The following is a 24,045-nucleotide window of genomic DNA, read 5'->3' on the forward strand; positions in this document are numbered from 1 at the left end:
GAGGAACCGGTGACCCGTCCCCGTCCGCTGCTGCCCCGGGAGGACCCCGCCGACAGCGTGCGGGTCGTCGGCGAGTTCGGGGTGATCGCCCGGGTGCTGGCCCGGTCGGGTACGGCGCGGGTCGCCGAGGTGGGCGCGGGGGACGACGCGGCGGTGCTGCGCGCGCCCGACGGCCGGGTGGTGGCGACCACCGACGTCCTGGTGGAGGGCCGCCACTTCCGGCGCGACTGGTCGTCGGCCGAGGACGTCGGGCACAAGGCGGCGGCGGCCAACCTCGCCGACGTCACCGCGATGGGCGGGGTGGCGACGGCGCTGCTGGTCGGGCTGGCCTGCCCGCCGGACACCCCGACCGCGTGGCTGGAGGGGGTGGCCGCCGGGCTGGCGGAGGAGTGCGCGCCGCTCGGGGCGGCCGTCGTCGGCGGGGACACCGTGGCCTGCGCACCCGACAGCGGCGCCGTCGTCCTGTCGGTGACCGCGCTCGGCGACCTCGGCGGGCGGGCCCCGGTGCTGCGGTCGGGGGCGCGGCCCGGCGACGTGCTGGCCCTGGCCGGCCGGCTCGGCTGGTCGGCCTGCGGCCTGGCCGTGCTCCGGCGCGGGTTCCCCGGCCCGCTGGCGGCGGTGGCCGCGCACCGCCGTCCCACCCCGCCCTACGCGGCCGGGCCGGCGGCGGCCGACGCGGGGGCCACGGCGATGTGCGACGTCAGCGACGGGCTGCTCGCCGATGCCGGGCACATCGCGGCGGAGAGCGGCGTCGTCCTCGACGTCGACCGGGCCGCGCTGGTGCGGGCCACGCTGGAGCAGCCCGGGCCGCTGCAGCAGGTGGCCGCCGCCCTGGGCGGCGACCCGATGGCCTGGGTGCTCACCGGCGGGGAGGACCACGCCCTGCTCGCCACCTTCCCCGCCGGCACCGACCTGCCGGCGGGCTGGACGGCGGTCGGCACGGTCCGCGCGGCGACCGCCGGCCCGGGCGTGCTGGTGGACGGCGAGCCGGCGGAGGCCGCCGCCGCCGCCGTCGGAGCGGAGGGGACCGGCCATGTGCACTTCCGGTGAGGCGGTGCTGACCGACGGCCGCCCGGTCACCCTGCGCGCGGTGTCCTACGACGACCCGGTGGCCCGCCGGCTGGTGGCCCGTGTGCAGCAGGAGTACGTGACCCGGTACGGCGGGCCCGACGAGGCGGTCGTCGACCCCGGCGAGTTCGAGCCGCCCGCCGGGCTGTTCCTCGTCGCCTGCGTGGACGGCGTCCCGGCCGGCTGCGGGGCGTGGCGGGCGCACGCGCCCGGTGTGGCCGAGGTCAAGCGGGTCTATGTCGAACCGGCGTTCCGGCGGCGCGGCCTGGCCCAGCTGCTCATGGCGGCCCTGGAGGACAGCGCGGCCGCGGCCGGCCACCGGGCCGTCGTGCTCAACTCCGGTCCCCGGCAGCCCGAGGCGCTGGGGCTCTACGCGGCCCTCGGCTACGCACCGGTGCCCGGGTACGGCGTCTACGCCGACTCGCCCGGCGCGGTCTTCCTGGGCCGGGAGCTGGCGGCCCGGGAGGACCCGCCGTGGGCGTCGTGACCGTCTCGGCCGCGTACGGGGCCGGCGGAGCGGAGGTGGGCCGGGCCGTCGCCGAGCGGCTCGGCCTGGCCTTCCACGACCGCGCCATCCCGGCCGAGGTGGCCGGCCGGCTCGGCGTCCCGCTGGCCGAGGCCGAGGCGAACGACGAGACGGTCGCCCGCGGACTGTGGCGCCTGATCACCTCGCTGGGCGCCGTGCCCGACCCGGGGGGCGGCGTGGTGCCCGTGGCCCTCCCGCCGGACGAGCGGGCCTTCCGCCAGCAGACCGAGCGGGTCGTCCGCGAGATCGCCGACGGCCCGGGCGGGGTGCTGCTCGGTCGGGCCGCCGCGCTGGTCCTCGGCGACCGCCCCGGGACGCTGCACGTCCGGCTGGACGGCCCGCCGGAGCGGCGGCTGGAGGCGGCCGTGGCGCGCACCGGGCGGCCGCGCGAGGAGGTGCGGCAGGAGATGGCGGCCAACGACACCGCCCGCGGGGCCTACGTGCGGCACTTCTACCGCCGCGACCCGTCCGCGGCCGGCGCCTACCACCTGGTCGTCGACAGCACCGCCCTGCCGCTGGGGACGGTGGTCGACCTCGTGGTGAGCGCCGCCCGTGCCCGCGGCATCGGGTCGGTCTGACCACGCCACCACCGGGTCGGGTGCCCGTCGTCGTCCGGGAACGCGGCGGAGCCCGCAGGTCGGGGGACCTGCGGGCTCCGCGAAGCGGTCGGCTCCGTCCCGGGGCACCGCCCCGAGCGTGCGAGGGGTGGGGAGGAGGGGGTCCTTTCTCAGGCGCGGACGACCTTGCCGGCGCGGATGCACGAGGTGCAGGCGTTGATCCGCTTGCGGTTGCCGGGGGCGACCAACGCCCGCACGGACTGGATGTTCGGGTTCCACCGGCGCGGCGTGCGACGGTGCGAGTGCGACACCGACATACCGAAACCGGGCCCCTTGCCACAGACATCGCACACGGCAGCCACGGCGGATCACTCCCAGGAGAATCGTCGACTCGAGGCGGGGCGCCGACGCACCCGCACACAGATCGTCTGTGAGTCTAACCGCTGCCCGACGTCGCCGTCGCCGAGGCCGGGGACGCCAGACAGCGGCCGGTCGCGCACCCGGCGGTGTCGGTCGGCCTGGATACCCTCGCACCCGTGCTGTCGGCGCTCGACGACGCCGCGGTCGGCCAGTGGTGCCGGGCCGCGGTCGCCGGCCTGTCCGAGGGCCGCGGCCGCCTCGACGACCTCAACGTCTTCCCCGTCCCCGACGGCGACACCGGCACCAACCTGCTGGCCACCGCGCAGGCGGCCCTGGCCGCGCTCGAGGAGTCGGGGGAGGGCGCCGCCGAGCCGGCCTGGGCGGTGCTGGCCCGCGGCGCGGTGCTCGGCGCCCGCGGCAACTCCGGCACGATCCTCGCCCAGCTCCTGCGCGGGTTGGCCGACCAGCTCGCCGACGTCCCCCCCGCCGACGGCCCGGCCTTCGCGGCCGCGCTGCAGAAGGCCGCCGACACCGCCTACGCCGCCGTCGCCGACCCCGAGGAGGGGACCTTCCTCACCGTCGCCCGGGGCGGCGCCGAGGCCGCCGTCGCCGCGGTCGCCGCGGAGCGCACCCCGCTGGCCGACGTCGTCCGGGCCGCTGCCGACGGCGCCCGGACCGCGCTCGAGGCGACCCCGGGGCAGCTGGCCGTCCTCCGCGACGCCGGGGTGGTCGACGCCGGGGGCGCCGGGCTCTGCCTGGTCCTCGACGCGCTGGTGACGACGGTGACCGGCGTCGAGCCGGCCCGCCCGTCGCTGGCCCGCGGGCGGGTGGGCGGGCCGAGACGCGGCCACGACCCCGACCGCGACCTGCCCTCCCAGCCGCCCGCCGGCCCGGGCAGCGAGGTCCAGTTCCTGCTGACCGACAGCGACGAGGCGGCCGTCGCCCGGCTGCACGAGCGGCTGGCCGCGCTGGGCGACAGCCTGGTGGTGGTCGGTGCCGACACCCCCACCGGCCGGGAGTGGAACGTGCACGTGCACGTCTCCGACGTGGGTGCCGCGATCGAGGCCGGCATCGAGGCCGGCCGCCCGTACCGCATCTCGGTGACCCCGCTGGCCCCCGTCCGGCCGCCGGCGCCGACGCCCGGCGCGCGGGCGGTGGTGGCGATCGTCCCCGGTGACGGGCTCGCCGCGCTGTTCACCGGGGAGAGCGCCCGCGTGGTCCCCGGCGGTCCGGACGACGTCGGCGAGGACGACGTGCTGGCCGCCGTCCTCGGGTCGGGCGCCGCCGAGGTCGTCGTCCTGCCCAACGACCCGGCCCTCACCGCCCCGGCCTCCCGCGCCGCCGAGCGGGCCCGGGAGGAGGGGCGCGACGTGGTCGTGGTGCCCACCCGCTGCCCGGTCCAGGGCCTGGCCGCCCTCGCCGTCGCCGACCCCACCCGGCGCTTCGGCGACGACGTGGTCAGCATGGCCGAGGCCGCCGCGGCGACCCGCTGGGCGGAGCTCACCGTCGCCGAGCAGGAGGCGCTGACCACCGCCGGCCGCTGCCGGCCCGGCGACGTCCTCGGCTCGGCGGAGGGGGACGTCGTGCTCATCGGCCGCGAGCCGGCCGCCGTCGCCGGCGAGCTGCTCGACCGGATGCTGTCGGCCGGCGGCGAGCTGGTCACCCTGGTCGTCGGTCCGGACGCCGCCCTCGGCGACGCCGTCTGCGCCCACCTGGCCACCGCGCACCCGACGGTCGAGGTCGCGCGCTACGACGACGGACCGGGCGGCATCCCGCTGCAGGTGGGGGTGGAGTGATGCCGGTCGAGACCACGACCCGCCTCGACCGGGTGCTCGGCGCCAAGACGGCGAAGGCGATGGCCGAGCAGCTGTCCCTGCACACCGTCCGCGACCTGCTGCGCCACTACCCGCGCCGCTACGCCCGCCGAGGCGAGGTGACCAAGCTGGAGGACCTCCAGGTCGGCGACCGGGTCACCGTCCTCGCCCAGGTCCGCTCGGTGGACAGCCGCAAGATGCGCAACCGCCCCGGCACGCTCACCGAGGTCACCGTGGGCGACGGCGCCAGCACGATGAAACTGGTCTTCTTCAACCACCGGCACGCCCGGCTGGTCCCCGGCGCGTGGGGGCTGTTCGCCGGCACGGTCAGCGAGTACCGCCGCAGGCTCCAGTTCACCCACCCCGACTGCCACCTGCTCACCGGGGACGACGACGAGGACTGGGCGCGAGCGCTCATCCCGCTCTACCCGGCCAGCAAGGACGTCTCCAGCTGGGTGATCCAGCGCTCGGTGCGGCTGCTGCTCGACGCCTCCGGCGGCTTCGGCTTCGTCGACGACCCGCTGCCCGAGGAGATCCGCGCCCGGCACGGGCTGCTCAGCCTCCCGGCCGCGCTGCTCGACATCCACCGGCCCACCTCGCCCGCCGACGTCGAGCGCGCCGAGCACCGGCTCAAGTGGGACGAGGCGCTCACCCTGCAGCTGACCCTCGCCGCCCGCCGGCGCGCGGCCGCGCTCGAGCCCGGGGTGGCCCGGCCGCGGCGCCCCGGCGGGCTGCTCGACGCCGTCGACGCCGCGCTGCCCTTCGCGCTCACCGAGGGCCAGCGCGCGGTGGGCGAGGAGCTGGCCGCCGAGCTGGCCCGCGAGCAGCCGATGCACCGGCTGCTGCAGGGCGAGGTCGGCTCGGGCAAGACGGTCGTGGCGCTGCGCGCCATGGCCCAGGTCGTCGACGCCGGCGGCCAGGCCGCGCTGCTCGCCCCCACCGAGGTGCTCGCCGCGCAGCACGCGCGCAGCATCGCGGCGATGCTCGGCCCGCTCGGCCGGGCCGGCGAGCTGGACGGCGACCCGGTCGGGACGAAGGTCGTGCTGCTCACCGGCTCGCAGAAGGCCGTCGCCCGCCGCGAGGGCCGCGCCGCGGTGGCCGACGGCAGCGCCGGCCTCGTCGTGGGCACCCACGCGCTGTTGCAGGAGGGCGTGGACTTCGCCGACCTCGGCCTGGTCGTCGTCGACGAGCAGCACCGCTTCGGCGTGGAGCAGCGCGACGCGCTGCGGGCCAAGGGCGACCGGCCGCCGCACGTGCTGGTCATGACCGCGACCCCCATCCCCCGGACGGTCGCGATGACCGTCTACGGCGACCTGGAGACCTCCACGCTGCGCCAGCTGCCCGGTGGGCGCGGCGGCGTGGCCAGCTCGGTGGTCCCGGCGCGGGAGAAGCCGTCCTGGCTGGAGCGGGCCTGGGCGCGGGTGCGCGAGGAGGTCGCCGCCGGCCGGCAGGCCTACGTCGTCTGCCCGCGCATCGGTGAGGACGCCGGCACCGAGGAGGAGCCCGACGACGCCGACGGCGCCCCCGACGACGCGCTGTTCGACCTCGCCACCGAGCGTCGTCCGCCGCTGGCCGTGCTCGGCGTCGCCGAGGGGCTGCGCGAGGGGCCGCTGGCCGGCCTGCGCCTGGAGGTGCTGCACGGCCGGCTGACCCCGGAGACCAAGGAGGCGACCATGCGGGCCTTCGCCGCCGGCGAGGTCGACGTCCTGGTGGCCACCACCGTCGTCGAGGTCGGCGTGGACGTCCCCAACGCCACGGTGATGGTGGTCATGGACGCCGACCGCTTCGGCGTCAGCCAGCTGCACCAGCTGCGCGGCCGGGTCGCCCGGGGGGTCCACCAGGGCCTGTGCCTGCTGGTCTCCGAGGCCCCCACCGCCTCGGCCACCGGGCAGCGGCTGGCCGCCGTCGCCGCCACCTCCGACGGCTTCGCGCTGGCCCGTCTCGACCTCGAGACCCGGCGCGAGGGCGACGTGCTCGGCGCCGCCCAGTCCGGCCGCCGCTCCGGCATCCGGCTGCTGTCGCTGCTGGAGGACGAGGAGCTCATCGCCGAGGCCCGCGCCGAGGCCGGCGCGCTGCTGGCCACCGACCGCGGCCTGGCCGACCACCCCGGCCTGGCCATGGAGGTCGCCGCGCTGGCCACCGACGAGCGCGCGGAGTACCTGGAGAAGGCATGAGAAGGGGCCCCTCGAAGGACCCCTCGCCCCCCTCGAAGGACCCCCTGCCCCCCGCCACTCGTAGAAGGACCCCGGCCCCCTGCAGGGGGCCGTCGACGTTCGCGGCGGGGCCGTGACCAGGCTGATCGCGGGCACGGCCGGGGGACGGCGGCTCAGGGTGCCGCCGTCGGGGGTGCGGCCCACCGGCGACCGCGCCCGCGAGGGGCTGTTCAACAGCCTGGCCACGATGGTGGACCTCGAGGGCGCCAGCGTCCTCGACCTCTACGCCGGCTCCGGCGCGCTGGGCCTGGAGGCGCTGTCCCGCGGCGCGGCGCAGGTCGTGTTCGTCGAGTCCGGCCCGCGGGTGCTGCCGGTGCTGCGGGCCAACCTCGCCGCGGTCGGCCTGCCCGGCGGCCGGGTGGTCGCCGGGTCGGTGCCCACCGTCGTCGCCGGTCGGCCGCCGACCCGGTTCGACCTCGTCCTCGCCGACCCGCCCTACGCCACGCCCGTCGCCGAGGTCCTCGGCGTGCTCGAGGCGCTGGTGACGGGGGAGTGGCTGGCCGAGGACGCCGTCGTCGTGGTCGAGCGCTCCGCCCGCGAGGAGCCCTGGGAGTGGCCGACACCCCTGCGCGGACTGCGCGACCGCCGCTACGGCGAGGCGGTGCTCCGGTACGGTCGCTGTCCGTGAGGCGAGCGGTCTGCCCCGGGTCGTTCGACCCGGTGACGAACGGTCACGTCGACGTCATCACCCGGGCGGCGGCCCTGTACGACGAGTTGGTCGTCGCCGTCCTGGTCAACCCCGGCAAGGCCGGGCTGTTCACGGTCGAGGAGCGCATCGGGCTGCTCCGGGACGCCGTCGCCGACCTGCCGACCGTCACCGTCGACAGCTTCTCCGGCCTGCTGGTCGACTACTGCCGCGCCCACGACATCCCGGTGGTCGTCAAGGGCCTGCGCGCGGTCAGCGACTTCGAGTACGAGCTGCAGATGGCCCAGATGAACCGCGAGCTGGCCGGGGTGGAGACGCTGTTCGTGCCCACCGCCCCGCAGGTGGGCCACCTCTCCTCCAGCCTGGTCAAGCAGATCGCCACGTTCGGCGGGGACGTGTCCAGCCTGGTTCCCAAGGCCGTGCTGGAGCGGCTGCTGGCGCACCGGGAGAAGGGCGCATGACGGAGGTCGTCTACCGGCTCTACGAGACCGTCGACGAGCTGAGCACCGTCATCGAGAACGCCCGCAGCGTGCCCATGTCCGGCGGCTCGTGCATGGTGCCCCGCGACGTCCTGCTCGACCTGCTCGACGACCTGCGGGAGAACCTCCCGGAGGAGGTGCACAAGGCCGGCGCGATCGTCGAGCAGCGCACCGAGATCCTGCAGCAGGCCCAGGCCGAGGCCGAGCGGCTGACCGGCCGCACCCGCAGCGAGACCGAGCAGGTCGTCGGCGCGGCCCGGCGGCAGCGCGAGGAGATCCTCGGCACCGCCCGCCGCCAGCGCGACGACCTGCTGGCCCGCGCGCAGGCCGAGGCCGAGGACCTGCTCGCCCGGGCCGAGGAGGAGGCCGAGCAGATCGTCGAGGAGGCCCGCCGCCACCACGAGGCGCTGCTCGCCGACGCCCGGGCCCAGCAGGCCGAGCTGCTGGCGGCCGCCGAGGCCGAGCACGAGCAGCTGGTCGGCGAGGCCGAGGTCTACCGCAGCGCCGTCACCCGGGCCGACGAGCTCGGCGCGCAGACCGCCGCGGACGTCGCCCGCATGCGGGCCGAGGTCGACGACTACGTCGACACGCGGCTGGCCGACTTCGGCACCACGCTGGAGCGGATGCTGCGCTCGGTGGACAAGGCCCGCACCGCCCTCCGCGAGTAACAGAAGGACCACCCTTCCCCCCACGCCTCGGAGAAGGACCCCCTGCCCCCCACGGCTCGCAGGCTCGCCGCGGGACCCTGCAGGGGGCCGAGGGGACCGTGGAGGGGGCTCCTCCGGGCCGGACGGGTCCTGCCCCGGCATCGGGTAGTCTGAGGACATGGTCCGGCCGCCGGACGTCCCCGCACCCCGGCCGGCCACCTTCCCGACTGCCTACCGCGAGTACTGACATGTCTGCCGCACCGCCGCCCCGCCCAGGCGCCGCGTCCTCCGAGGCCCGGCGCCCTGCTGCCAACCCCTGGCTCGTGGACCTGCGGGAGCTCGGCCGGCGGGCCGGCTCGCTGCGGGAGCTGGAGCGGACGCTACCGGCGCCCCCCGGCTGGAATGTCGAGCTGATCGGCGTCCCCGAGGGCGCCGAGGTCCACATACGTCTACGGCTGGAGTCGGTCATGGAGGGCGTGCTCGTCTCGGGTGACGTCGACGTCCCCGTCGTCGGCTCGTGCGCCCGCTGCCTCGACCCGGTCGAGGACACCCTGGAGCTCGACGTCCAGGAGCTGTTCGCCTACGAGGGCAGCACCACGGAGGCCACCAGCGAGGAGGACGAGGTCCGCTCCGTCGAGGGCGACCACATCGACCTCGAGCCGATGGTCCGCGACCTCGTCGTCCTGAGCCTGCCACTGGCGCCGACCTGCACCGAGGACTGCGCCGGGCTGTGCGTCGACTGCGGGCAGCGTCTCGACGACCTGCCCGCCGACCACACCCACGAGGTGCTCGACCCGCGCTGGGCCGGGCTCGCCGGCCGTTTCACCTCCGCACCGGGCACCCCCGGTGCGGACGACCCAGAGGAGAACTGACCGTGGCCGTCCCGAAGCGGAAGATGTCCCGCGCCAACACCCGCGCCCGGCGCGCGCAGTGGAAGGCCACCGCGCCGACCCTGGCGCCGTGCCCGAACCGGGCCTGCGGCCAGCCGAAGCCGCCGCACCAGGCGTGCCCGAACTGCGGCCAGTACGCGGGCCGTCAGGTCCTGTCGGTCTGACCCCGACGAGTCGACCAGCCGTGGGGACGACGGCCGCAGGTACCCCGCCCGCCCCGGGTGGGATCTCCGGCCGTTCCCCCGCCGGCGAGGCGCACGCCGACCGCGCGGCCGCCTGGCTCTCCGACGCCCTGGGCGTCGAGCTGCCCGGCGGCCTGCTCGCGTTGGCGCTGACCCACCGCTCCTACGCCTACGAGCACGGTGGGCTGCCCACCAACGAACGCCTGGAGTTCCTCGGCGACTCGGTGCTCGGCCTGGTCGTCACCGACGAGCTCTACCGCCGCCACCCCGAGCTGCCCGAGGGCCGGCTGGCCAAGCTGCGCGCCTCCGTGGTCAACATGACCTCGCTGGCCGGCGTGGCCCGCCGGCTCGGCGCCGGAGGGCTGGGCCCGCACCTGCTGCTCGGCCGTGGGGAGGAGACCACCGGCGGCCGGGACAAGGACTCGATCCTGGCCGACGCGCTCGAGGCGCTGATCGGCGCGGTGCACCTGGGGCTGGGCCTGGAGTCCGCCGCGGCGGTCGTGCACCGGCTGTTCGACCCGCTGCTGGACACCGCCGCCACCCGCGGCGCCGGCCTGGACTGGAAGACCAGCCTGCAGGAGCTGGGTGCCGCGCTGGGGCTCGGCGCCCCGACCTACGTCGTCGAGGACGACGGCCCCGACCACGCCAAGACCTTCACCGCCGCCGTCGTCCTCGCCGACACCGTCCGCGGCCGCGGCGCCGGCCGCACCAAGAAGGCCGCCGAGCAGGAGGCCGCCGAGGCCGCCTGGCGCGCGCTCTCGGTGGTGGACGGCGCGGCCGCCGGCGCCGACCCGACCCCCCGGACCTGAGCGGCGGTGCCCGAGCTGCCCGAGGTCGAGGTGGTGCGGCGCGGCCTGGAGCGCTGGGTCGCCGGGCGGACCGTCGCCACCGTGGAGGTGCACCACCCGCGGGCGGTGCGCCGCCACCTCGAGGGCGTCGAGCACTTCGTGCAGTCGCTGACCGGGCGCACGCTCGCCGCGGCCCGCCGCCGCGGCAAGTACCTGTGGCTGCCGCTGGCCGAGCCCGACGGCGCGCCCACCGGCCGGGCGCTCGTGGCCCACCTCGGGATGAGCGGCCAGCTGCTGGTCGAGAAGCCCGCCCAGCCCGACGGGACCCACCTGCGCGCCCGCCTCACCTTCACCGACGGCGGCCGCGAGCTGCGCTTCGTCGACCAGCGCACCTTCGGCGGGCTGGCCGTCGAGGAGGCGGACGGGGACTCCCTCCCCCCGCGGCTGGCGCACATCGCCATCGACCCGCTCGACAGCTCCTTCGACGAGGCCGCCTTCAGCGCCGCGCTGCGCCGCCGGCACACCGAGGTCAAGCGGGCGCTGCTGGACCAGACGCTCGTCGGCGGGGTGGGCAACATCTACGCCGACGAGGCGCTGTGGCGGGCCCGGCTGCACGGCGCCCGCCCCACCGACCGGCTGACCGGCGAGCAGGTCGCCGACCTGCTCGCCGGCGTCCGCGACGTGCTGGGGGAGGCTCTGGCCCAGGGCGGCACCTCCTTCGACTCCCTCTACGTCGACGTCAACGGGCGCAGCGGCTACTTCTCCCGGTTCCTCGCCGTCTACGGTCAGGCCGACCGGCCCTGTCCCAGGTGCGGGACACCGATCGTGCGGGAGTCGTTCATGAACCGGTCCAGCTACAGCTGCCCGACCTGCCAACCCCGCCCGAGAGCCCGCCGCTCGTGAGCCGAGGGGTGGGTCGGGAGGGGGGGCGGCGCCGCGTCGTCGCAGTCGTGTCCGGCGCCGTGCAGGGTGTCGGGTACCGCTGGTTCGTCCGTGGGCGTGCGGAGGCGGCGGGTCTGGCCGGGTCGGCGACCAACCTGCCCGACGGGCGGGTCGAGGTCGTCCTCGAGGGGCCCGACGCCGACGTCGCCGCCGTCCTGGCCGCGCTGGACGGGCCGCGCGCGCCCGGGGCGGTGACGCGGGTCGACGTCCGGGACGAACCGACACGAGGGAACACCGGGTTCACCACCGCGTGACGAACGCGACACCTCCCCGACACCGAGGCTGTGCAGTCTGGCCGTTGACCTGCGTGTCCGGGCCTGTCACCCTGGGGTGCACACCGACCGCGCCGACCGTCACACGGGGCGCAGGTCATCCCCTCACGCCGTCGAAAGGCCGTTGTCGCCATGGCCAAGGCCCTGTTCGGTCACGTCGTCACCCCCGCGGAGCTCCGAGTAGTCGAGGAGAACGCCGTCCTGCGGGCCAAGGTGCGCCGGCTGGAGCAGGAACTGCAGGAGCTGCGCGCGCAGCGGGACGCCGCCATCGCCCACGAGCTGCTGAGCCTGGCCGGCGAGAAGGCCGAGCCCGCGCTCGCCTGACGGGGTCGGTGTTTCTGTCCAGCCTGACGCTGAAGGGCTTCAAGTCCTTCGCGTCCACGACGACCCTGCGCCTCGAGCCGGGCATCACCGCCGTCGTCGGCCCCAACGGCTCGGGCAAGTCCAACGTCGTCGACGCCATCGCCTGGGTCCTCGGCGAGCAGGGCGCCAAGAGCCTGCGCGGCGGTAAGATGGAGGACGTCATCTTCGCCGGCACTGCCGGCCGCCCGGCGCTGGGCCGGGCCGAGGTCACCCTCACCATCGACAACGCCGACGGCGCGCTGCCCATCGAGTACACCGAGGTCTCGATCACCCGCCGCATGTACCGCTCCGGCGAGAGCGAGTACGAGATCAACGGCGACAAGGTCCGCCTGCTCGACGTCCAGGAGTTGCTCAGCGACTCCGGCATCGGCCGGGAGATGCACGTCATCGTCGGTCAGGGCCAGCTCGACGCGGTCCTCTCCGGGCGCCCGGAGGACCGCCGCGCGTTCGTCGAGGAGGCCGCCGGCGTCCTCAAGCACCGCAGGCGCAAGGAGAAGGCGCTGCGCAAGCTCGACGCGATGCAGGCCAACCTCGACCGGCTCGGGGACCTCACCGCGGAGCTGCGCCGCCAGCTCAAGCCGCTGGGTCGGCAGGCGGAGGTGGCCCGCCGGGCCGCCGGCGTGCAGGCCGACCTGCGCGACGCCCGGCTGCGGCTGCTCGCCGACCACCTGGTGCAGCTGCGCGACGCCCTGGACGCCGACGTCGCCGACGAGGCCGCCGCCCGGGCCCGCCGCGCCGTCGTCGAGGCGCAGCTCGGCGAGGCCGCCCGCCGCGAGTCGGCGCTGGAGGCCGAGCTGGCCGCCGACGCGCCCGCGCTGCAGACCGCGCAGGACACCTGGTACCGGCTCTCCGCGCTCGTCGAGCGCTTCCACGGCACCGCCCAGCTGGCCGCCGAGCGGCACCGCCACCTCTCCGCCGCCCCGCCGGCGGCGACCGCGGGCCGCGACCCCGACCAGCTGGAGGCCGAGGCCGATCGGGTCGCCGCCACCGAGGCCGAGCTCGCCGCCGGGCTGGCAGCCGAGCGCGGCCGGCTGGCCGCCGCGGTCGCCGCCCGCGCCGAGGTCGAGAACGAGCTCGCCGAGGCCGACCGCGCCTGGGTCGCCGCCACCCGCGCCCTGGCCGACCGCCGGGAGGGCCTGGCCCGCCTCGCCGGGCAGGTCGCCGCCGCCCGCTCCCGCGTCGCGGCGGGGGAGGCCGAGATCGAGCGGCTGGCCCTGGCCGCCGGCGAGGCCGCCGACCGCGCCGAGCTCGCCGCCGCGCGGCTGGCCCAGCGCCGCGACGAGGTCACCGGGCAGGAGGACGCCGACGTCGCGCTGGTCACCGCACACTCCGACGCCGTCGCCGCGCACGCCGAGGCCGCACGGGCGGTCACCGAGCTGGCCGCCGCCGAGCGCGCCGCCGAGCGCGACCGGGCCTCCTGGCAGGCCCGGCGGGACACCCTGGCGCAGGGCCTGGCACCGGCCGACGGCGCCGCGGCCGTGCTCGCCGCCGGCCTGCCCGGCGTGCTGGGTCCGGTGACCGAGCGGATCACCGTCGCGCCCGGCGCCGAGGTGCCGCTCGCCGCCGCGCTCGCCGGCATGGCCGACGCCGTCGTCGTCGACACGGTGGCCACCGCCGCCGCCGCGCTCACGCGATTGAAGGAGGTCCGCGGCGGCCGGGCCGGCCTGCTGGTGACCGGCGGCCTGCCCGCACTGCCCCGGGAGGGCTGGCCGGAGCTGACCGGCGGTGCACGGTGGGCGCTGGACCTGGTGACCGCCCCCGACGAGCTGCACCCCGCGCTGTCCCGTGCGCTCGACCGGGTCGCCGTCGTGCCCGACCTCGACGCCGCCGTCGCGCTGGTGCACACCCACCCGCGGGTGCGGGCGGTGACCGCGGACGGCGACCTGGTCGGCGCCGACTGGTCCGTCGGCGGCCAGGGCGACGCACCGTCCGGCCTGGAGGTCCGCGCGCGGGTGGACGACGCCGAGCGGGAGCTGGCCGCCGCAGTCGCCCGCGCCGCCGACCTCGCCGACTTCCTCGCCGCCGCCCGGGAGACCGCGCGGGAGCGCTCCGCGGACGTCGACGCCACCCTGGCCGCCCGCCAGGCCGCCGACCGCACCCGCTCCGCTGCCGCCGCCCAGCTCGCCGAGCTCGGCGCGGCCGCCCGCTCGGCCGCCGCCGAGGCCGAGCGCTCCGCCGCCGCACGGGCGCGCGCCGAGCAGGCGCTGGAACAGGCGTCCACCGCGCTGGCCGGGCTGGAGGCCCGGCTGGTCGAGGCCGAGGCCGCGCCCGTGGCGGAGGAGCCCGACCCCGTCGAGCGGGACCGACTGCGGCTGGAGGCGGCCGCCGCCCGGCAGGCCGAGACCGAGGCGCGGCTCGCCGTCCGCACCGCCGAGGAGCGGGCCCGGGCGCTGTCCGGGCGGGCCGAGTCGCTGCGCCGCCAGGCCCGCCAGGAGCGCGCCGCCCGGGAGCGGGCCGCCGCGGCCCGGGTCGCCCGCGAACGCGGCGCCCAGGTGGCGGCCCGGGTGCGGGCGGGCGCGGAGGCGGCGCTCACCGCACTGGCGTTGTCCGTCGCCCGTGCCGCCGCCGAGCGCGACGAGCTGGCCCGCGTGCGCACCGCCCGGGAGGCCGAGCTGCTCGAGGTCCGTGCCGCCGTCCGCGCGGCCACCGCCGAGCTCGAGCGCCTCACCGACGAGGTGCACCGCGACGAGGTCGCCCGCGCCGAGCAGCGCTACCGCATCGAGACGCTGGAGGCCCGCGCCGCCGAGGAGTACGGCGTCGACCTGCCCACCCTGCTGGCTGAGTACGGACCGACCGCACCCGTGCCGCCGACCCCCATCCAGCTGGCCGCGGCGCAGGCGGCGGGTGAGGCCGAGCCCGAGGCGGTGCCCTACGACCGCGGCGCGCAGGAGCGCCGGGCGGCCAAGGCCGAGCGCGACCTGGCCACGCTGGGCAAGGTCAACCCGCTGGCGTTGGAGGAGTTCGCGGCGCTGGAGGAGCGGCACGCCTTCCTGGCCACCCAGCTCGCCGACCTCGAGGCCACCCGCCGCGACCTGCTGACCGTCGTCCGGGAGGTCGACGGGCGCATCCACGACGTCTTCGCCAGCGCCTTCGCCGACGTGCAGCGCGAGTTCGAGCAGGTCTTCGCCACGCTGTTCCCCGGGGGCTCGGGCCGGCTGTACCTGACCGACCCGGAGGACCTGCTCACCACCGGCATCGAGGTCGAGGCCCGTCCGCCGGGCAAGAAGGTCAAGCGGCTGTCGCTGCTGTCCGGTGGCGAGCGCTCGCTGACGGCGGTGGCGCTGCTCGTGGCGATCTTCCGCGCCCGGCCGTCGCCGTTCTACGTGCTCGACGAGGTCGAGGCCGCGCTGGACGACGTCAACCTCGGCCGGCTGCTCACCCTGGTCGGGCAGCTGCGCTCGACCTCGCAGCTGATCGTCATCACGCACCAGAAGCGGACCATGGAGATCGCCGACGCGCTCTACGGGGTCAGCATGCGCGGCGACGGCATCACCGGCGTCATCAGCCAGCGCCTGCGCGAGGCCGAACCCGCCTGAGCACTCCCCGGGCATGGGAAGCGATACCTGCGTTTCCCGCCCGAGAACGCAGGTATCGCTTCCCATGCCCGGGTCGATCAGAGGTCGGGGTGGACCTCCAGGTCGACGACGAGCGGCAGGTGGTCCGACGCCCCCGCGCCGTCCAGCACGCGCGCGCCGGCCACGTCCACACCCGGCGAGACCCACACGTGGTCGATCCGCCGGTGCGGGCGGCGCGCCGGGTGGGTGTGGCCTCCCTGGTGCCGCCAGAACCGCCAGCCGGCCCGGTCGTCGCGGTCGCGGGCCAGCTCCCACGCGTCGGCGAAGCGCTCGCGCAGCACGGCCAGCTCCGGCGCGCCGGGCTCGGCGTTGAAGTCGCCGACGACGACGGCTCCTCCCGGCCCGGAGGACAACCCGGCGATCGTCCCCGCCTGGGCGGCGCGCTCCTCGACCGAGCGGGTGGACAGGTGGGTGGTGGTGACCGACAGCGCGGCGGCGCCGAGGTCGACCCGGGTCCGCAGCGCGCTGCGCGGTTCGCCGGCCCCGGGGAGGCGGTGGACGTCGCTGGCCAGGACGGGCAGCCGGGACAGCAGCGCGTTGCCGTACTGGCGGCGCTCGTCGAGGGTCCGGCGCGGCTCGTCGATCGCCGGGCCCCACGCCAGCTGCATGCCCAGCGCCCGTCCCAGCAGCAGCGCCTGGTCGACGTCCTCGCTGCGGCCGCCGAAGCGCCGGTCGACCTCCTGCAGGCAGACGAGGTCGGCGTCCGCCGCGGCGAGCACCGTGGCCAGTCGCGGCAGGTCGTGGCGGCCGTCGTCCCCCACGCCGTGGTGGGTGTTGAGGGTGACCAGCCGGACGGCGACCGGCGGCTGCTCGGCACCCGGTGCGTCGGTCACCGGGCCAGCCTGTCACCGGGCCAGCCTGTCACCTCCGCCCGGTCACCTCCGCCGCGACGGGTGCGGACAGCTGCAGGTCGGCCACCTCGCGCAGCCGCTCCCGCCCCTCGCCGTCGCGCTCGCTGAGGAAGAGGCGGAAGCGGGCCTCGCGGCCGTCGAGCACCAGCTCCCCGAGCTGGTTGCCGAAGTACGGGCCGGCCGCCTTCGCCCAGTCCAGCTCGGAGGGGCGCACCCGGGCCAGGCGGGCGACGCCACTGGCCAACCGCCGGGCCCAGCGGCTCCAGCCGATCCGGAAGCCCACCTGGATCGGGTGCGGCGCCTGGTTGTGCAGCGGGGACACGGTCAGCTGGTGCACCCGGGTGGTGAGGTCCGCCGGCCGCACGAGCTCGGCGGCGTAGGCGTGGTGGACGTCGCCGGAGAGCACCAGCGCCGTCGCCGGCGCCCGGCCGTGCTCCCCGCGGGCCACGGCCACGAGCGCCCGGCCCAGCCGCTCGAAGGAGTCCTCGAAGGCCGCCCAGTGCTCGAGGTCGGCGGCCTGGCGCAGCTTCTCCGACAGCCGGCCCAGCGGCCGGCCGACGTGGCGGACGTTCAGGGTCTCGTTCCACCGCTCGATCTCGTGGATCGCGTGCGGCAGCAGCCAGGGCAGGGACGTGCCGAGGACCAGGTGCTCCACGCCCTCGTCGACGGCGCGGCGCATCGCCGCCTCCACCCAGGCGAACTCGTCGTCGTCGAGCATCCGCCGGCCGCGCTCGTCGAGGACCCGGCCGGCCCGGCTGTCCACCACGATCAGCCGCGCCTCGCCCCAGTGCCGCACGTAGCTCCACCGGGTCGAGTGCGGGTCGGCGTCCGCGGCCTCCGCCATCGCCCACAGCGCCGGCCCGGCGTCGTCCCGGTGCTCGCACACCGACCGCCAGGTCGCGTTGTCGGCGAGCTCCTGCGGGCTGAGGTTGCCCAGGTGCTGGTAGACCCAGTAGCTGGCCAGCCCGCCGCCGATCCGGTCGGCCCACCACGGCTCGCGGGTCACCTCCCGTCGCCACGCGGCCGAGGTGTTCCAGTCGTCGATCATCTCGTGGTCGTCGAACACCGTCGACGACGGGATCGTCGACAGCAGCCAGCGCACCGCAGGGTCGCTCCAGGACTCGGCGTAGAGGCGGGTGTACTCCTCGAAGTCGGCCACCTGGCTGTCCGCGGGCGCGGGCCGGCCCCGGCGCAGCGACAGCCACGAGCGGGTCGCCGGAGTCAGCTCGTCGGCGTAGACCTGGTCGCCGAGCAGCACGAGCGCGTCGGGCCACTCGTCCTCCGGCTGCCCGGTCAGCTGCTCGGCGTAGGTGTCCAGCGCGTCGGGCGGGATGCCCTCGTCGAGGTCGACGGTGGTGGGCGTGGCGTAGCGGCAGGAGCCGAACGCGATGCGGAACGGCCCGGGGCGGCCCGGCGTCCGGATGCGACCGGGCGGGAACGGCGAGGAGGCGTCGGGCCACACGCGCTGCCCGTCGAGGTGCACCTGGTAGGGCGTGGTGCTCCCGGGCTCCAGGCCCTCCACGACGACCAGGGCGTAGTGGTGGCCGCCGACGGCGAAGGTGCGGGCGCTGCGGCCGAGCACCTCGACCTCGCACGGCCGGTCGGTCTCCACCCACACCGTGGCCGAGACCGGGTCGACGTGCCGCAGCAGCGGACCGAGCAGGAGGACCGGGCTCTCCCGGCCGGGCAGCGGCATGCCGCCCAGCCTGACCCACGGACGGCGGTTCCGCCCAGCCCCTGCCGCGGGCCGGCTGGGAGACTGGCCGCCATGGAGTACGTGCTGATCGCGATCGCGATCCTCGTCGTGGCACTGGTCCTGGGGGTCAGCCTGCTGGTCGGCCGGGGCCGGCGCACCACCCGCCTGGACGAGGACGCCACCGCCGGTACGACGCTGACCCGGCCGCGCCCGCCGGCCCCGCCCGAGCCGCCCCGCCCGTCCGGGGCCACCGCCAGCGGCCTCGGCACGCCGCCGGCGCCGCCCCCCGAGGCCCCGGCCGAGCCGGACACCGCCCCACCCGTCGAGCTGCCCCCGGCCGAGCCGGAGCCGGGGCTGGTCTTCGAGACCCCGCCGCCCTCGGCCGGCCGGCTGGTCCGGCTGCGCTCGCGGCTGGCCCGCTCGCAGTCGTCGCTGGGCCGCGGCCTGCTCACCGTCCTCGCCCGGGAGCGGCTGACCGAGGACGACTGGGAGGAGGTCGAGGAGACCCTCCTCGCCGCCGACGTCGGCGTCGCCGCCACCCAGCAGATCGTCGACCGGCTGCGCACCCAGTCGATGGTGCTGGCCACCGCGTCCGGGGCCGAGCTGCGCCAGCTGCTGGTCCGCGAGCTCACCGCCGTCCTCGGCCCCGACCTCGACCGGACGCTGCACGTCGACCGCCACGACGGCCTCCCGGGCGTGGTGCTGGTGGTCGGCGTCAACGGTGCGGGCAAGACGACGACGGTCGGCAAGATCGCCCGGGTGCTCGTCGGGGACGGCGAGAGCGTCGTCCTCGGTGCCGCCGACACCTTCCGCGCCGCCGCCGCCGACCAGCTGGAGACCTGGGGCGAGCGGGTCGGGGTGCTCACCGTCCGCGGTCGGGAGGGGGCCGATCCGGCATCGGTGGCCTTCGAGGCGGTCCGCACCGGCATGGAGGGCGAGGTCGACACCGTGGTGGTCGACACCGCCGGCCGGCTGCACACCAAGGCCGGCCTGATGGACGAGCTCGGCAAGATCAAGCGGGTCGTGGAGAAGCAGGCCCCGGTCACCGAGACGCTGCTCGTCCTCGACGCGACCACCGGCCAGAACGGTGTCGTCCAGGCCCGCGTGTTCACCGAGGCCGTGACCGTGACCGGCGTCGTCCTCACCAAGCTCGACGGCACCGCCAAGGGCGGCATCGTCGTCTCGGTGCAGCGCGAGCTCGGCATCCCGGTCAAGCTGGTCGGGCTGGGTGAGGGCGCCGACGACCTGGCGCCGTTCGAGCCCGAGGCGTTCGCCGAGGCGCTGGTCGGCGGCGCGGACTAGAGAAGGACCCTCCTGCCCCCCACCACTCGCAGGCTCGCGGCGGGCCCCTGCAGGAGGGCCGTCCCAGTAGGTGACCACGCTCGCAGCGGGACCCTGCAGGAGGGCGGGCTTCAGCGCACGCCGCGCGGGTCGAAGCCGTAGGGCAGCTCGAGCCGGTGGGCGGCCAGCAGCCCGGTGTCCGCGAGCAGCTCACGGGTCGGCCCGTCGGCGACCACGACCCCGCCGTCGAGCACCACCGACCGCGGGCACAGCTGCAGGGCGTAGGGCAGGTCGTGGGTGACCATCAGCACGGTCACCGGCAGCGCCTCCAGCACCTCGGCCAGCTCCCGCCGCCCGGCCGGGTCGAGGTTGGACGACGGCTCGTCGAGCACCAGGACCTCGGGGTCCATGGACAGCACGGTGGCGACGGCGACCCGCCGCCGCTGGCCGAACGAGAGGTGGTGCGGGGGCCGGTCGGCGACCCCGGCCATGCCGACCTGCGCCAGCGCCGCGGCCACCCGCCGGGCGACCTCGTCCTCGGGCAGGCCGAGGTTGCGGGGGCCGAAGGCGACGTCCTCGCCGACGGTGGGCATGAACAGCTGGTCGTCGGGGTCCTGGAAGACGACGCCGACCCGCCGCCGCACCTCCTGCAGGTGGCGGCGGTCCACCGGCAGCCCGGCCACGGTCACCGTGCCCCGCCCGCCGGCCAGGATGCCGTTGAGGTGCAGCACCAGCGTGGTCTTGCCCGCGCCGTTGGGCCCGAGCAGCGCCACCCGCTCACCGCGCTCGACCCGCAGGTCGACGCCGTAGAGCGCCTGGTGCCCGTCGGGGTAGGCGAAGGCGAGGTCCTCGACGAGCAAGGAGGGCTCGGGACGGGAGGGACCCAGCGACGAGGGCGGGGGAGTGCTCACCCGAGCAGCAGACCAGACGCGAGGACCGCGCCGGCGCCCAGCGGGAGGGCGAGCGCGGCCAGCCAGTCCCCGACGGGCACGTCCGCGGCCGGCCCGGCCGGCACCCGCCCGGTGTAGCCGCGCGACAGCATCGCCAGGTGCACCCGCTCCCCGCGCTCGTAGGAGCGGATGAACAGCGAGCCGGCGGCGGGGCCCAGCACCCGCAGCGCGCCCAGGTGGCGGCCGCGGAAGCCGCGGGACTCGCGGGCGACACGCATCCGCTGCAGCTCGCCGGCGACGACGTCGGCGTAGCGGATCGTGAAGCCGAGGATCTGCACCAGCAACGCGGGCAGCCGCAGCCGCTCCAGACCCCGCAGCAGCGCCCGCGGCTCGGTGGTGGCGGCCAGCACGGTGGCCGCGAGCACCGACAGCGTCGCCTTGGCCAGCAGCCCGCCGGCGGCGGTCAGCCCGCTCACCGACAGCGACACGCCGCCGACGTCCACCCGCGGCCCCCGGGCGACGACCGGCAACAGCAGGGCGAACAGCACGAACGGCACCTCGACGGCCAGGCCCCGGACGAGCCGGCGGGGGCCGACCCCGGCCACGGCCGCGGCGCCCAGCACGAGCGCGAGGTACCCGGCGTAGGCCGCCCAGGCCCACCCCGCGTGCACCGGGGTGGCCACCACCACCACGGCGAAGCCCAGCACCGCCACGAGCTTCACGTGCGGCTCCAGCCGGTGCACCGGACCGGACCCGGCGACGTAGCCGGCCCCGAGCGGGCCGCCGTGCCCGGCGCCCACCTCAGTCGCCGGAGCCGGCGGGGTCGCGATCGCGGTCGCGGTCGCGCCGGCGCACCAGCATGGTCAGCCCGCCGGCCAGCACCAGCGTCACCGTGACGCCGATGACGCCGGCCAGCCCACCGGAGATCCGGTCGGAGCCGAGGCCGGCCACGGAGTAGTCGGCCAGCGGGGAGTCGGCGGTCGCGCTGTCCCGGGCAGTGGCGGCGAAGCCGGTCCGCTGCGCCGTCCGCTCCAGCCCGTCCGGCGAGCTGCTGGCGTACCAGCTGCCCACCCCGGCGACCAGCAGCGCGACGAGCAGACCGGTGAGCAGCAGGCCGCGGGCGCGGCGGGGGGCGCTCACCGGCTGTCCGTCTCGACCGGAGCCGGCCGGCGGGCCAGGTCGGCCGGCCGCCGCAGGTACGCCGCGCCGTGCACCAGGTCGGGCCGGACGGTGAGGACCGCGCCGAGCACCGCCACGGTGATCACCGCCTCGCCCAGCCCGATGAGCAGGTGCACACCGACCATGGCCGCAGCCACCGTGCCCACCGGGACGTCCGCGACGCCGCCCACGGCGAACAGGCCCACGAAGGCCAGCGCGGCGACCGGCACCGACAGGAACGCGCCGACGCCGGCGGCGACGAGCACGCCGCCGCGGGTGCGCGGCAGGACGGCGGCCAGCAGGCGGAAGGTGCCGTAGCCGACACCGACGGCGACCAGGCCCATGAGCGTGGTGTTGGTGCCCAGGGCGGTCAGCCCCCCGTCGGCGAAGAGCACCGCCTGCACCAGGAGGACGACGGTCATGCACAGCACCGCCGTCCAGGGCCCCACCAGGACCGCGGTCAGGGCGCCGCCGATGAGGTGGCCGCTGGTACCCGCGGCCACCGGGAAGTTGATCATCTGGGCCGCGAAGACGAAGGCCGCGGTGAGGCCGGCCAGCGGGGCGGTGCGCTCGTCGAGCTCGCGGCGGGCGCCGCGCAGCGCCACCGCCACGCCGCCCGCGGCCACGACTCCGGTCGCCACCGACGTCGGGGCGTCGAGGAACCCGTCGGGTACGTGCACGTCTGCCTCCTCGGGGGTCGGCCGTCGCGGATCCGGACGGGGGCTGCCGGAGACCTTATTGCACACCGGTCGCACCTGCACCCCTGTCGCAAGAAGCCCGCGCGGGTGGAACCCCCGCCACGGCGGCGACCGGTGCACCGCAACCGGGACCCGGGACCGGGACACGCGCGGCGGAGTTCACCGTCCGGAAACACCGGCGTGCCGTCGACCGAAACGTGGTGACGGCACGGTGGACGCCACGTCCCCCCTCGCCGGAGGAGCGCCGATCCCGCCCCAGCGGCCCGGGTGTCCCCACGTCCCCGGGTCCGTCCCCGCGGCCCTGTCCTGAGCCCAGGGCCGCACCGATCCCGTCAGGAGGTTGCCGTGGACACCGGTGACACCGCATGGGTCTTGGCCGCCAGTGCCCTGGTGCTGTTCATGACCCCCGGTCTGGCGCTCTTCTACGGCGGCATGGTCCGCGCGAAGAGCGTCCTCAACATGATGATGATGAGCTTCGGCGCGCTCGCCCTGATCGCCGTGCTCTGGGTGCTCTACGGCTACTCGATGGCCTTCGGCAACGACGTCGGCGGCGGCCTGCTCGGCAACCCCTTCGAGTTCCTGGGGCTGTCGACCCTGATCGGCACCGGGGGTCTGGAGAGCGCCTTCGCCCCCGACGACCTGGTCTCCACCATCCCGTCCCTGGCGTTCGTGGCGTTCCAGGCGGTCTTCGCCTGCATCACCGTCGCGCTGATCTCCGGTGCCATCGCCGACCGCGCCCGCTTCGGCCCGTGGATGGTGTTCTCCGGCATCTGGGCCACCGTCGTCTACTTCCCGGTCGCGCACTGGGTCTTCGCCTTCGACGGCGCGCAGTCCGAGACGGGTGGCTGGATCGCCAACGACCTGCTGGCCATCGACTTCGCCGGCGGCACCGCGGTGCACATCAACTCCGGTGCGGCCGGCCTGGCGCTGGCGCTGGTCCTCGGCAAGCGGCGGGGCTTCGGCCGCGACCCGATGCGCCCGCACAACCTGCCGCTGGTGATGATCGGCGCCGGCATCCTGTGGTTCGGCTGGTTCGGCTTCAACGCCGGGTCCGCGCTGTCGGCCAACGGCCAGGCCGCCGAGGTCTGGGTGACCACGTTCGCCGCCGCCGCCGCGGCGAGCCTGGGCTGGCTGGCCACGGAGAAGGTCCGCGACGGCCACGCCACCTCGCTGGGCGCCGCCTCCGGTGTCGTCGCCGGCCTGGTCGCCATCACCCCGGCCTGCTCGTCGGTCACCCCGGTCGGCGCCATCGTCCTCGGCGCGATCGCCGGTGTCGTCTGCGCGCTGGCGGTCGGCCTCAAGTACAGGCTCGGCTACGACGACTCCCTCGACGTCGTGGGCGTGCACCTCGTCGGCGGCCTGTGGGGCACCCTCGCGGTCGGCCTGTTCGCCTCGGCCGCGACCACGGCCGGCGTCGACGGCCTCTTCTACGGCGGCGGGCTGGACCAGCTGTGGCGGCAGGCCGTGGGTGCCGGCGCGGTGCTGGTCTACTCCTTCGTCCTGACGCTGGTCATCGGCTTCGTCGTCAGCAAGGTCATGCGCTTCCGGGTCTCCGAGGAGGACGAGGTCAGCGGCATCGACGGCGTCGTCCACGCCGAGACGGCCTACGACTTCGCCTCGCTGGGCGGCGGTGGCGGCGCCGCGACACTGAGTGCCCAGGCGCACGCCGAGGCTCGCAACACGGAAGGAATCCGGGCATGAAGCTCGTCACCGCGATCGTCAAGCCGTTCAAGCTCGACGACGTCAAGAACGCCCTCGAACTGATCGGCATCGCCGGGCTGACCGTCAGCGAGGTCCAGGGCTTCGGCCGCCAGCGCGGCCACACCGAGGTCTACCGCGGCGCGGAGTACCAGGTCGACTTCGTCCCGAAGGTCCGCATCGAGGTCGTGGTCGACGAGATCGACGCGGCGCGGGTCGTCGACGCCATCGTCGAGGCCGCCTCCACCGGCCAGATCGGCGACGGGAAGGTGTGGGTGACGACGATCGACGAGATCGTCCGCGTCCGCACCGGCGAACGCGGCGCCGACGCCCTGTGAGAGGCCCGCCCCGAGCATGCGAGGGGCGGGGAGGAGCGGGTCCTTCTCCGGCCGGGGTGGTGGGAGGGCTCAGCCACCGGCCGACGCCGTTCCGGGGCAGGTCGCGAAACCGA

25 protein-coding genes are annotated in these 24,045 nt (G+C 76.5%); 18 read left to right on the forward strand and 7 right to left on the reverse strand.

The window, feature by feature from the left end; genetic code table 11:
- Positions 1–9: 9 nt before the first annotated feature.
- The 3 genes from DQ238_RS05550 to DQ238_RS05560 are packed head-to-tail and all read left to right on the forward strand — an operon-like array spanning position 10 to position 2,172.
- The gene (locus DQ238_RS05550) at positions 10–1,050 is read left to right on the forward strand and encodes a thiamine-phosphate kinase (RefSeq protein ID WP_233495735.1); all 1,041 of its coding nucleotides are present in this window, start codon (positions 10–12) and stop codon (positions 1,048–1,050) included.
- A complete protein-coding gene (locus DQ238_RS05555) occupies positions 1,034–1,555 on the forward strand; it encodes a GNAT family N-acetyltransferase (RefSeq protein WP_113780290.1) in 522 nt (173 codons plus the stop codon). Before DQ238_RS05550 ends, DQ238_RS05555 begins: the two co-directional genes overlap by 17 nt.
- Positions 1,543–2,172, forward strand: coding sequence for an AAA family ATPase (locus DQ238_RS05560; RefSeq protein WP_113780291.1), 630 nt, complete (start codon positions 1,543–1,545; stop codon positions 2,170–2,172). The genes DQ238_RS05555 and DQ238_RS05560 overlap by 13 nt, the downstream gene beginning before the upstream one ends.
- 149 nt (positions 2,173–2,321) lie before the next feature.
- Here the strand turns inward: DQ238_RS05560 and rpmB are convergent, their stop codons facing one another.
- Positions 2,322–2,513, reverse strand: a complete 192-nt coding sequence (gene rpmB / locus DQ238_RS05565) for a 50S ribosomal protein L28 (RefSeq protein ID WP_073421792.1) — start codon at positions 2,511–2,513, stop codon at positions 2,322–2,324.
- A 174-nt stretch (positions 2,514–2,687) separates the two neighbouring features.
- On the opposite strand from rpmB, the gene DQ238_RS05570 reads away from it, so the two are divergent.
- From DQ238_RS05570 to smc, 12 genes are all read left to right on the forward strand, one after another.
- Positions 2,688–4,307 (forward strand): DAK2 domain-containing protein, encoded by a 1,620-nt coding sequence (locus DQ238_RS05570; protein WP_113780396.1) that lies wholly within the window; start codon positions 2,688–2,690, stop codon positions 4,305–4,307.
- On the forward strand, positions 4,307–6,499 hold the full coding sequence (gene recG / locus DQ238_RS05575; protein ID WP_113780292.1) for an ATP-dependent DNA helicase RecG: 2,193 nt from the start codon (positions 4,307–4,309) through the stop codon (positions 6,497–6,499). The genes DQ238_RS05570 and recG overlap by 1 nt, the downstream gene beginning before the upstream one ends.
- A gap of 112 nt (positions 6,500–6,611) precedes the next feature.
- A complete protein-coding gene (gene rsmD / locus DQ238_RS05580; protein WP_113780293.1) occupies positions 6,612–7,166 on the forward strand; it encodes a 16S rRNA (guanine(966)-N(2))-methyltransferase RsmD in 555 nt (184 codons plus the stop codon).
- A complete protein-coding gene (coaD, locus tag DQ238_RS05585; RefSeq protein ID WP_113780294.1) occupies positions 7,163–7,645 on the forward strand; it encodes a pantetheine-phosphate adenylyltransferase in 483 nt (160 codons plus the stop codon). The genes rsmD and coaD overlap by 4 nt, the downstream gene beginning before the upstream one ends.
- A complete protein-coding gene (locus DQ238_RS05590) occupies positions 7,642–8,331 on the forward strand; it encodes a hypothetical protein (RefSeq protein ID WP_113780295.1) in 690 nt (229 codons plus the stop codon). The genes coaD and DQ238_RS05590 overlap by 4 nt, the downstream gene beginning before the upstream one ends.
- A 302-nt stretch (positions 8,332–8,633) precedes the next feature.
- Complete coding sequence (locus DQ238_RS05595; protein ID WP_233495736.1) at positions 8,634–9,182, forward strand: DUF177 domain-containing protein; 549 nt, start codon at positions 8,634–8,636, stop codon at positions 9,180–9,182.
- Positions 9,183–9,184: 2 nt separating this feature from the next.
- Positions 9,185–9,364: a 50S ribosomal protein L32 gene (gene rpmF / locus DQ238_RS05600; RefSeq protein WP_113780297.1), complete on the forward strand. Its 180-nt coding sequence runs from the start codon at positions 9,185–9,187 to the stop codon at positions 9,362–9,364.
- A 20-nt stretch (positions 9,365–9,384) separates the two neighbouring features.
- A complete protein-coding gene (gene rnc / locus DQ238_RS05605; RefSeq protein WP_233495737.1) occupies positions 9,385–10,191 on the forward strand; it encodes a ribonuclease III in 807 nt (268 codons plus the stop codon).
- Positions 10,192–10,197: 6 nt separating this feature from the next.
- Positions 10,198–11,073 carry a bifunctional DNA-formamidopyrimidine glycosylase/DNA-(apurinic or apyrimidinic site) lyase gene (gene mutM, locus DQ238_RS05610; protein WP_113780298.1) on the forward strand — a complete coding sequence of 292 codons (876 nt, stop codon included), beginning with the start codon at positions 10,198–10,200 and terminating at the stop codon, positions 11,071–11,073.
- A gap of 47 nt (positions 11,074–11,120) precedes the next feature.
- Positions 11,121–11,366, forward strand: coding sequence for an acylphosphatase (locus DQ238_RS05615; RefSeq protein ID WP_233495738.1), 246 nt, complete (start codon positions 11,121–11,123; stop codon positions 11,364–11,366).
- A gap of 150 nt (positions 11,367–11,516) precedes the next feature.
- Complete coding sequence (locus tag DQ238_RS05620; protein WP_113780300.1) at positions 11,517–11,708, forward strand: hypothetical protein; 192 nt, start codon at positions 11,517–11,519, stop codon at positions 11,706–11,708.
- An 8-nt stretch (positions 11,709–11,716) separates the two neighbouring features.
- Positions 11,717–15,283 (forward strand): chromosome segregation protein SMC, encoded by a 3,567-nt coding sequence (smc, locus tag DQ238_RS05625; protein WP_113780301.1) that lies wholly within the window; start codon positions 11,717–11,719, stop codon positions 15,281–15,283.
- Positions 15,284–15,360: 77 nt separating this feature from the next.
- Here smc and DQ238_RS05630 read toward each other — a convergent pair whose 3' ends face one another.
- Together DQ238_RS05630 and DQ238_RS05635 are read right to left on the reverse strand one after the other, a co-directional pair.
- Complete coding sequence (locus tag DQ238_RS05630) at positions 15,361–16,155, reverse strand: endonuclease/exonuclease/phosphatase family protein (RefSeq protein WP_113780302.1); 795 nt, start codon at positions 16,153–16,155, stop codon at positions 15,361–15,363.
- 28 nt (positions 16,156–16,183) lie between these two features.
- Entirely contained in the window at positions 16,184–17,869 is a 1,686-nt protein-coding gene (locus DQ238_RS05635) for an alkaline phosphatase D family protein (protein WP_113780303.1), read from the reverse strand.
- A 72-nt stretch (positions 17,870–17,941) separates the two neighbouring features.
- Here DQ238_RS05635 and ftsY point away from each other — a divergent pair, with 72 nt between their 5' ends.
- Entirely contained in the window at positions 17,942–19,171 is a 1,230-nt protein-coding gene (gene ftsY / locus DQ238_RS05640; protein WP_113780304.1) for a signal recognition particle-docking protein FtsY, read from the forward strand.
- Positions 19,172–19,281: 110 nt separating this feature from the next.
- On the opposite strand, the gene DQ238_RS05650 is transcribed toward ftsY, so the two are convergent.
- The 4 genes from DQ238_RS05650 to DQ238_RS05660 are packed head-to-tail and all read right to left on the reverse strand — an operon-like array spanning position 19,282 to position 21,878.
- Complete coding sequence (locus DQ238_RS05650; protein ID WP_199506154.1) at positions 19,282–20,061, reverse strand: energy-coupling factor ABC transporter ATP-binding protein; 780 nt, start codon at positions 20,059–20,061, stop codon at positions 19,282–19,284.
- Complete coding sequence (gene cbiQ / locus DQ238_RS05655) at positions 20,058–20,840, reverse strand: cobalt ECF transporter T component CbiQ (protein ID WP_113780305.1); 783 nt, start codon at positions 20,838–20,840, stop codon at positions 20,058–20,060. Before cbiQ ends, DQ238_RS05650 begins: the two co-directional genes overlap by 4 nt.
- A gap of 1 nt (position 20,841) precedes the next feature.
- On the reverse strand, positions 20,842–21,180 hold the full coding sequence (locus DQ238_RS23055; protein WP_199506155.1) for a PDGLE domain-containing protein: 339 nt from the start codon (positions 21,178–21,180) through the stop codon (positions 20,842–20,844).
- Positions 21,177–21,878: an energy-coupling factor ABC transporter permease gene (locus tag DQ238_RS05660; RefSeq protein WP_199506156.1), complete on the reverse strand. Its 702-nt coding sequence runs from the start codon at positions 21,876–21,878 to the stop codon at positions 21,177–21,179. The genes DQ238_RS23055 and DQ238_RS05660 overlap by 4 nt, the downstream gene beginning before the upstream one ends.
- A 363-nt stretch (positions 21,879–22,241) precedes the next feature.
- Here DQ238_RS05660 and DQ238_RS05665 point away from each other — a divergent pair, with 363 nt between their 5' ends.
- Together DQ238_RS05665 and DQ238_RS05670 are read left to right on the forward strand one after the other, a co-directional pair.
- A complete protein-coding gene (locus DQ238_RS05665; RefSeq protein WP_113780306.1) occupies positions 22,242–23,597 on the forward strand; it encodes an ammonium transporter in 1,356 nt (451 codons plus the stop codon).
- Complete coding sequence (locus DQ238_RS05670; protein ID WP_091212422.1) at positions 23,594–23,932, forward strand: P-II family nitrogen regulator; 339 nt, start codon at positions 23,594–23,596, stop codon at positions 23,930–23,932. The genes DQ238_RS05665 and DQ238_RS05670 overlap by 4 nt, the downstream gene beginning before the upstream one ends.
- Positions 23,933–24,045 lie beyond the last annotated feature (113 nt).

This window comes from Geodermatophilus sp. TF02-6 (assembly GCF_003319115.1).
Lineage (GTDB): Bacteria > Actinomycetota > Actinomycetes > Mycobacteriales > Geodermatophilaceae > Geodermatophilus.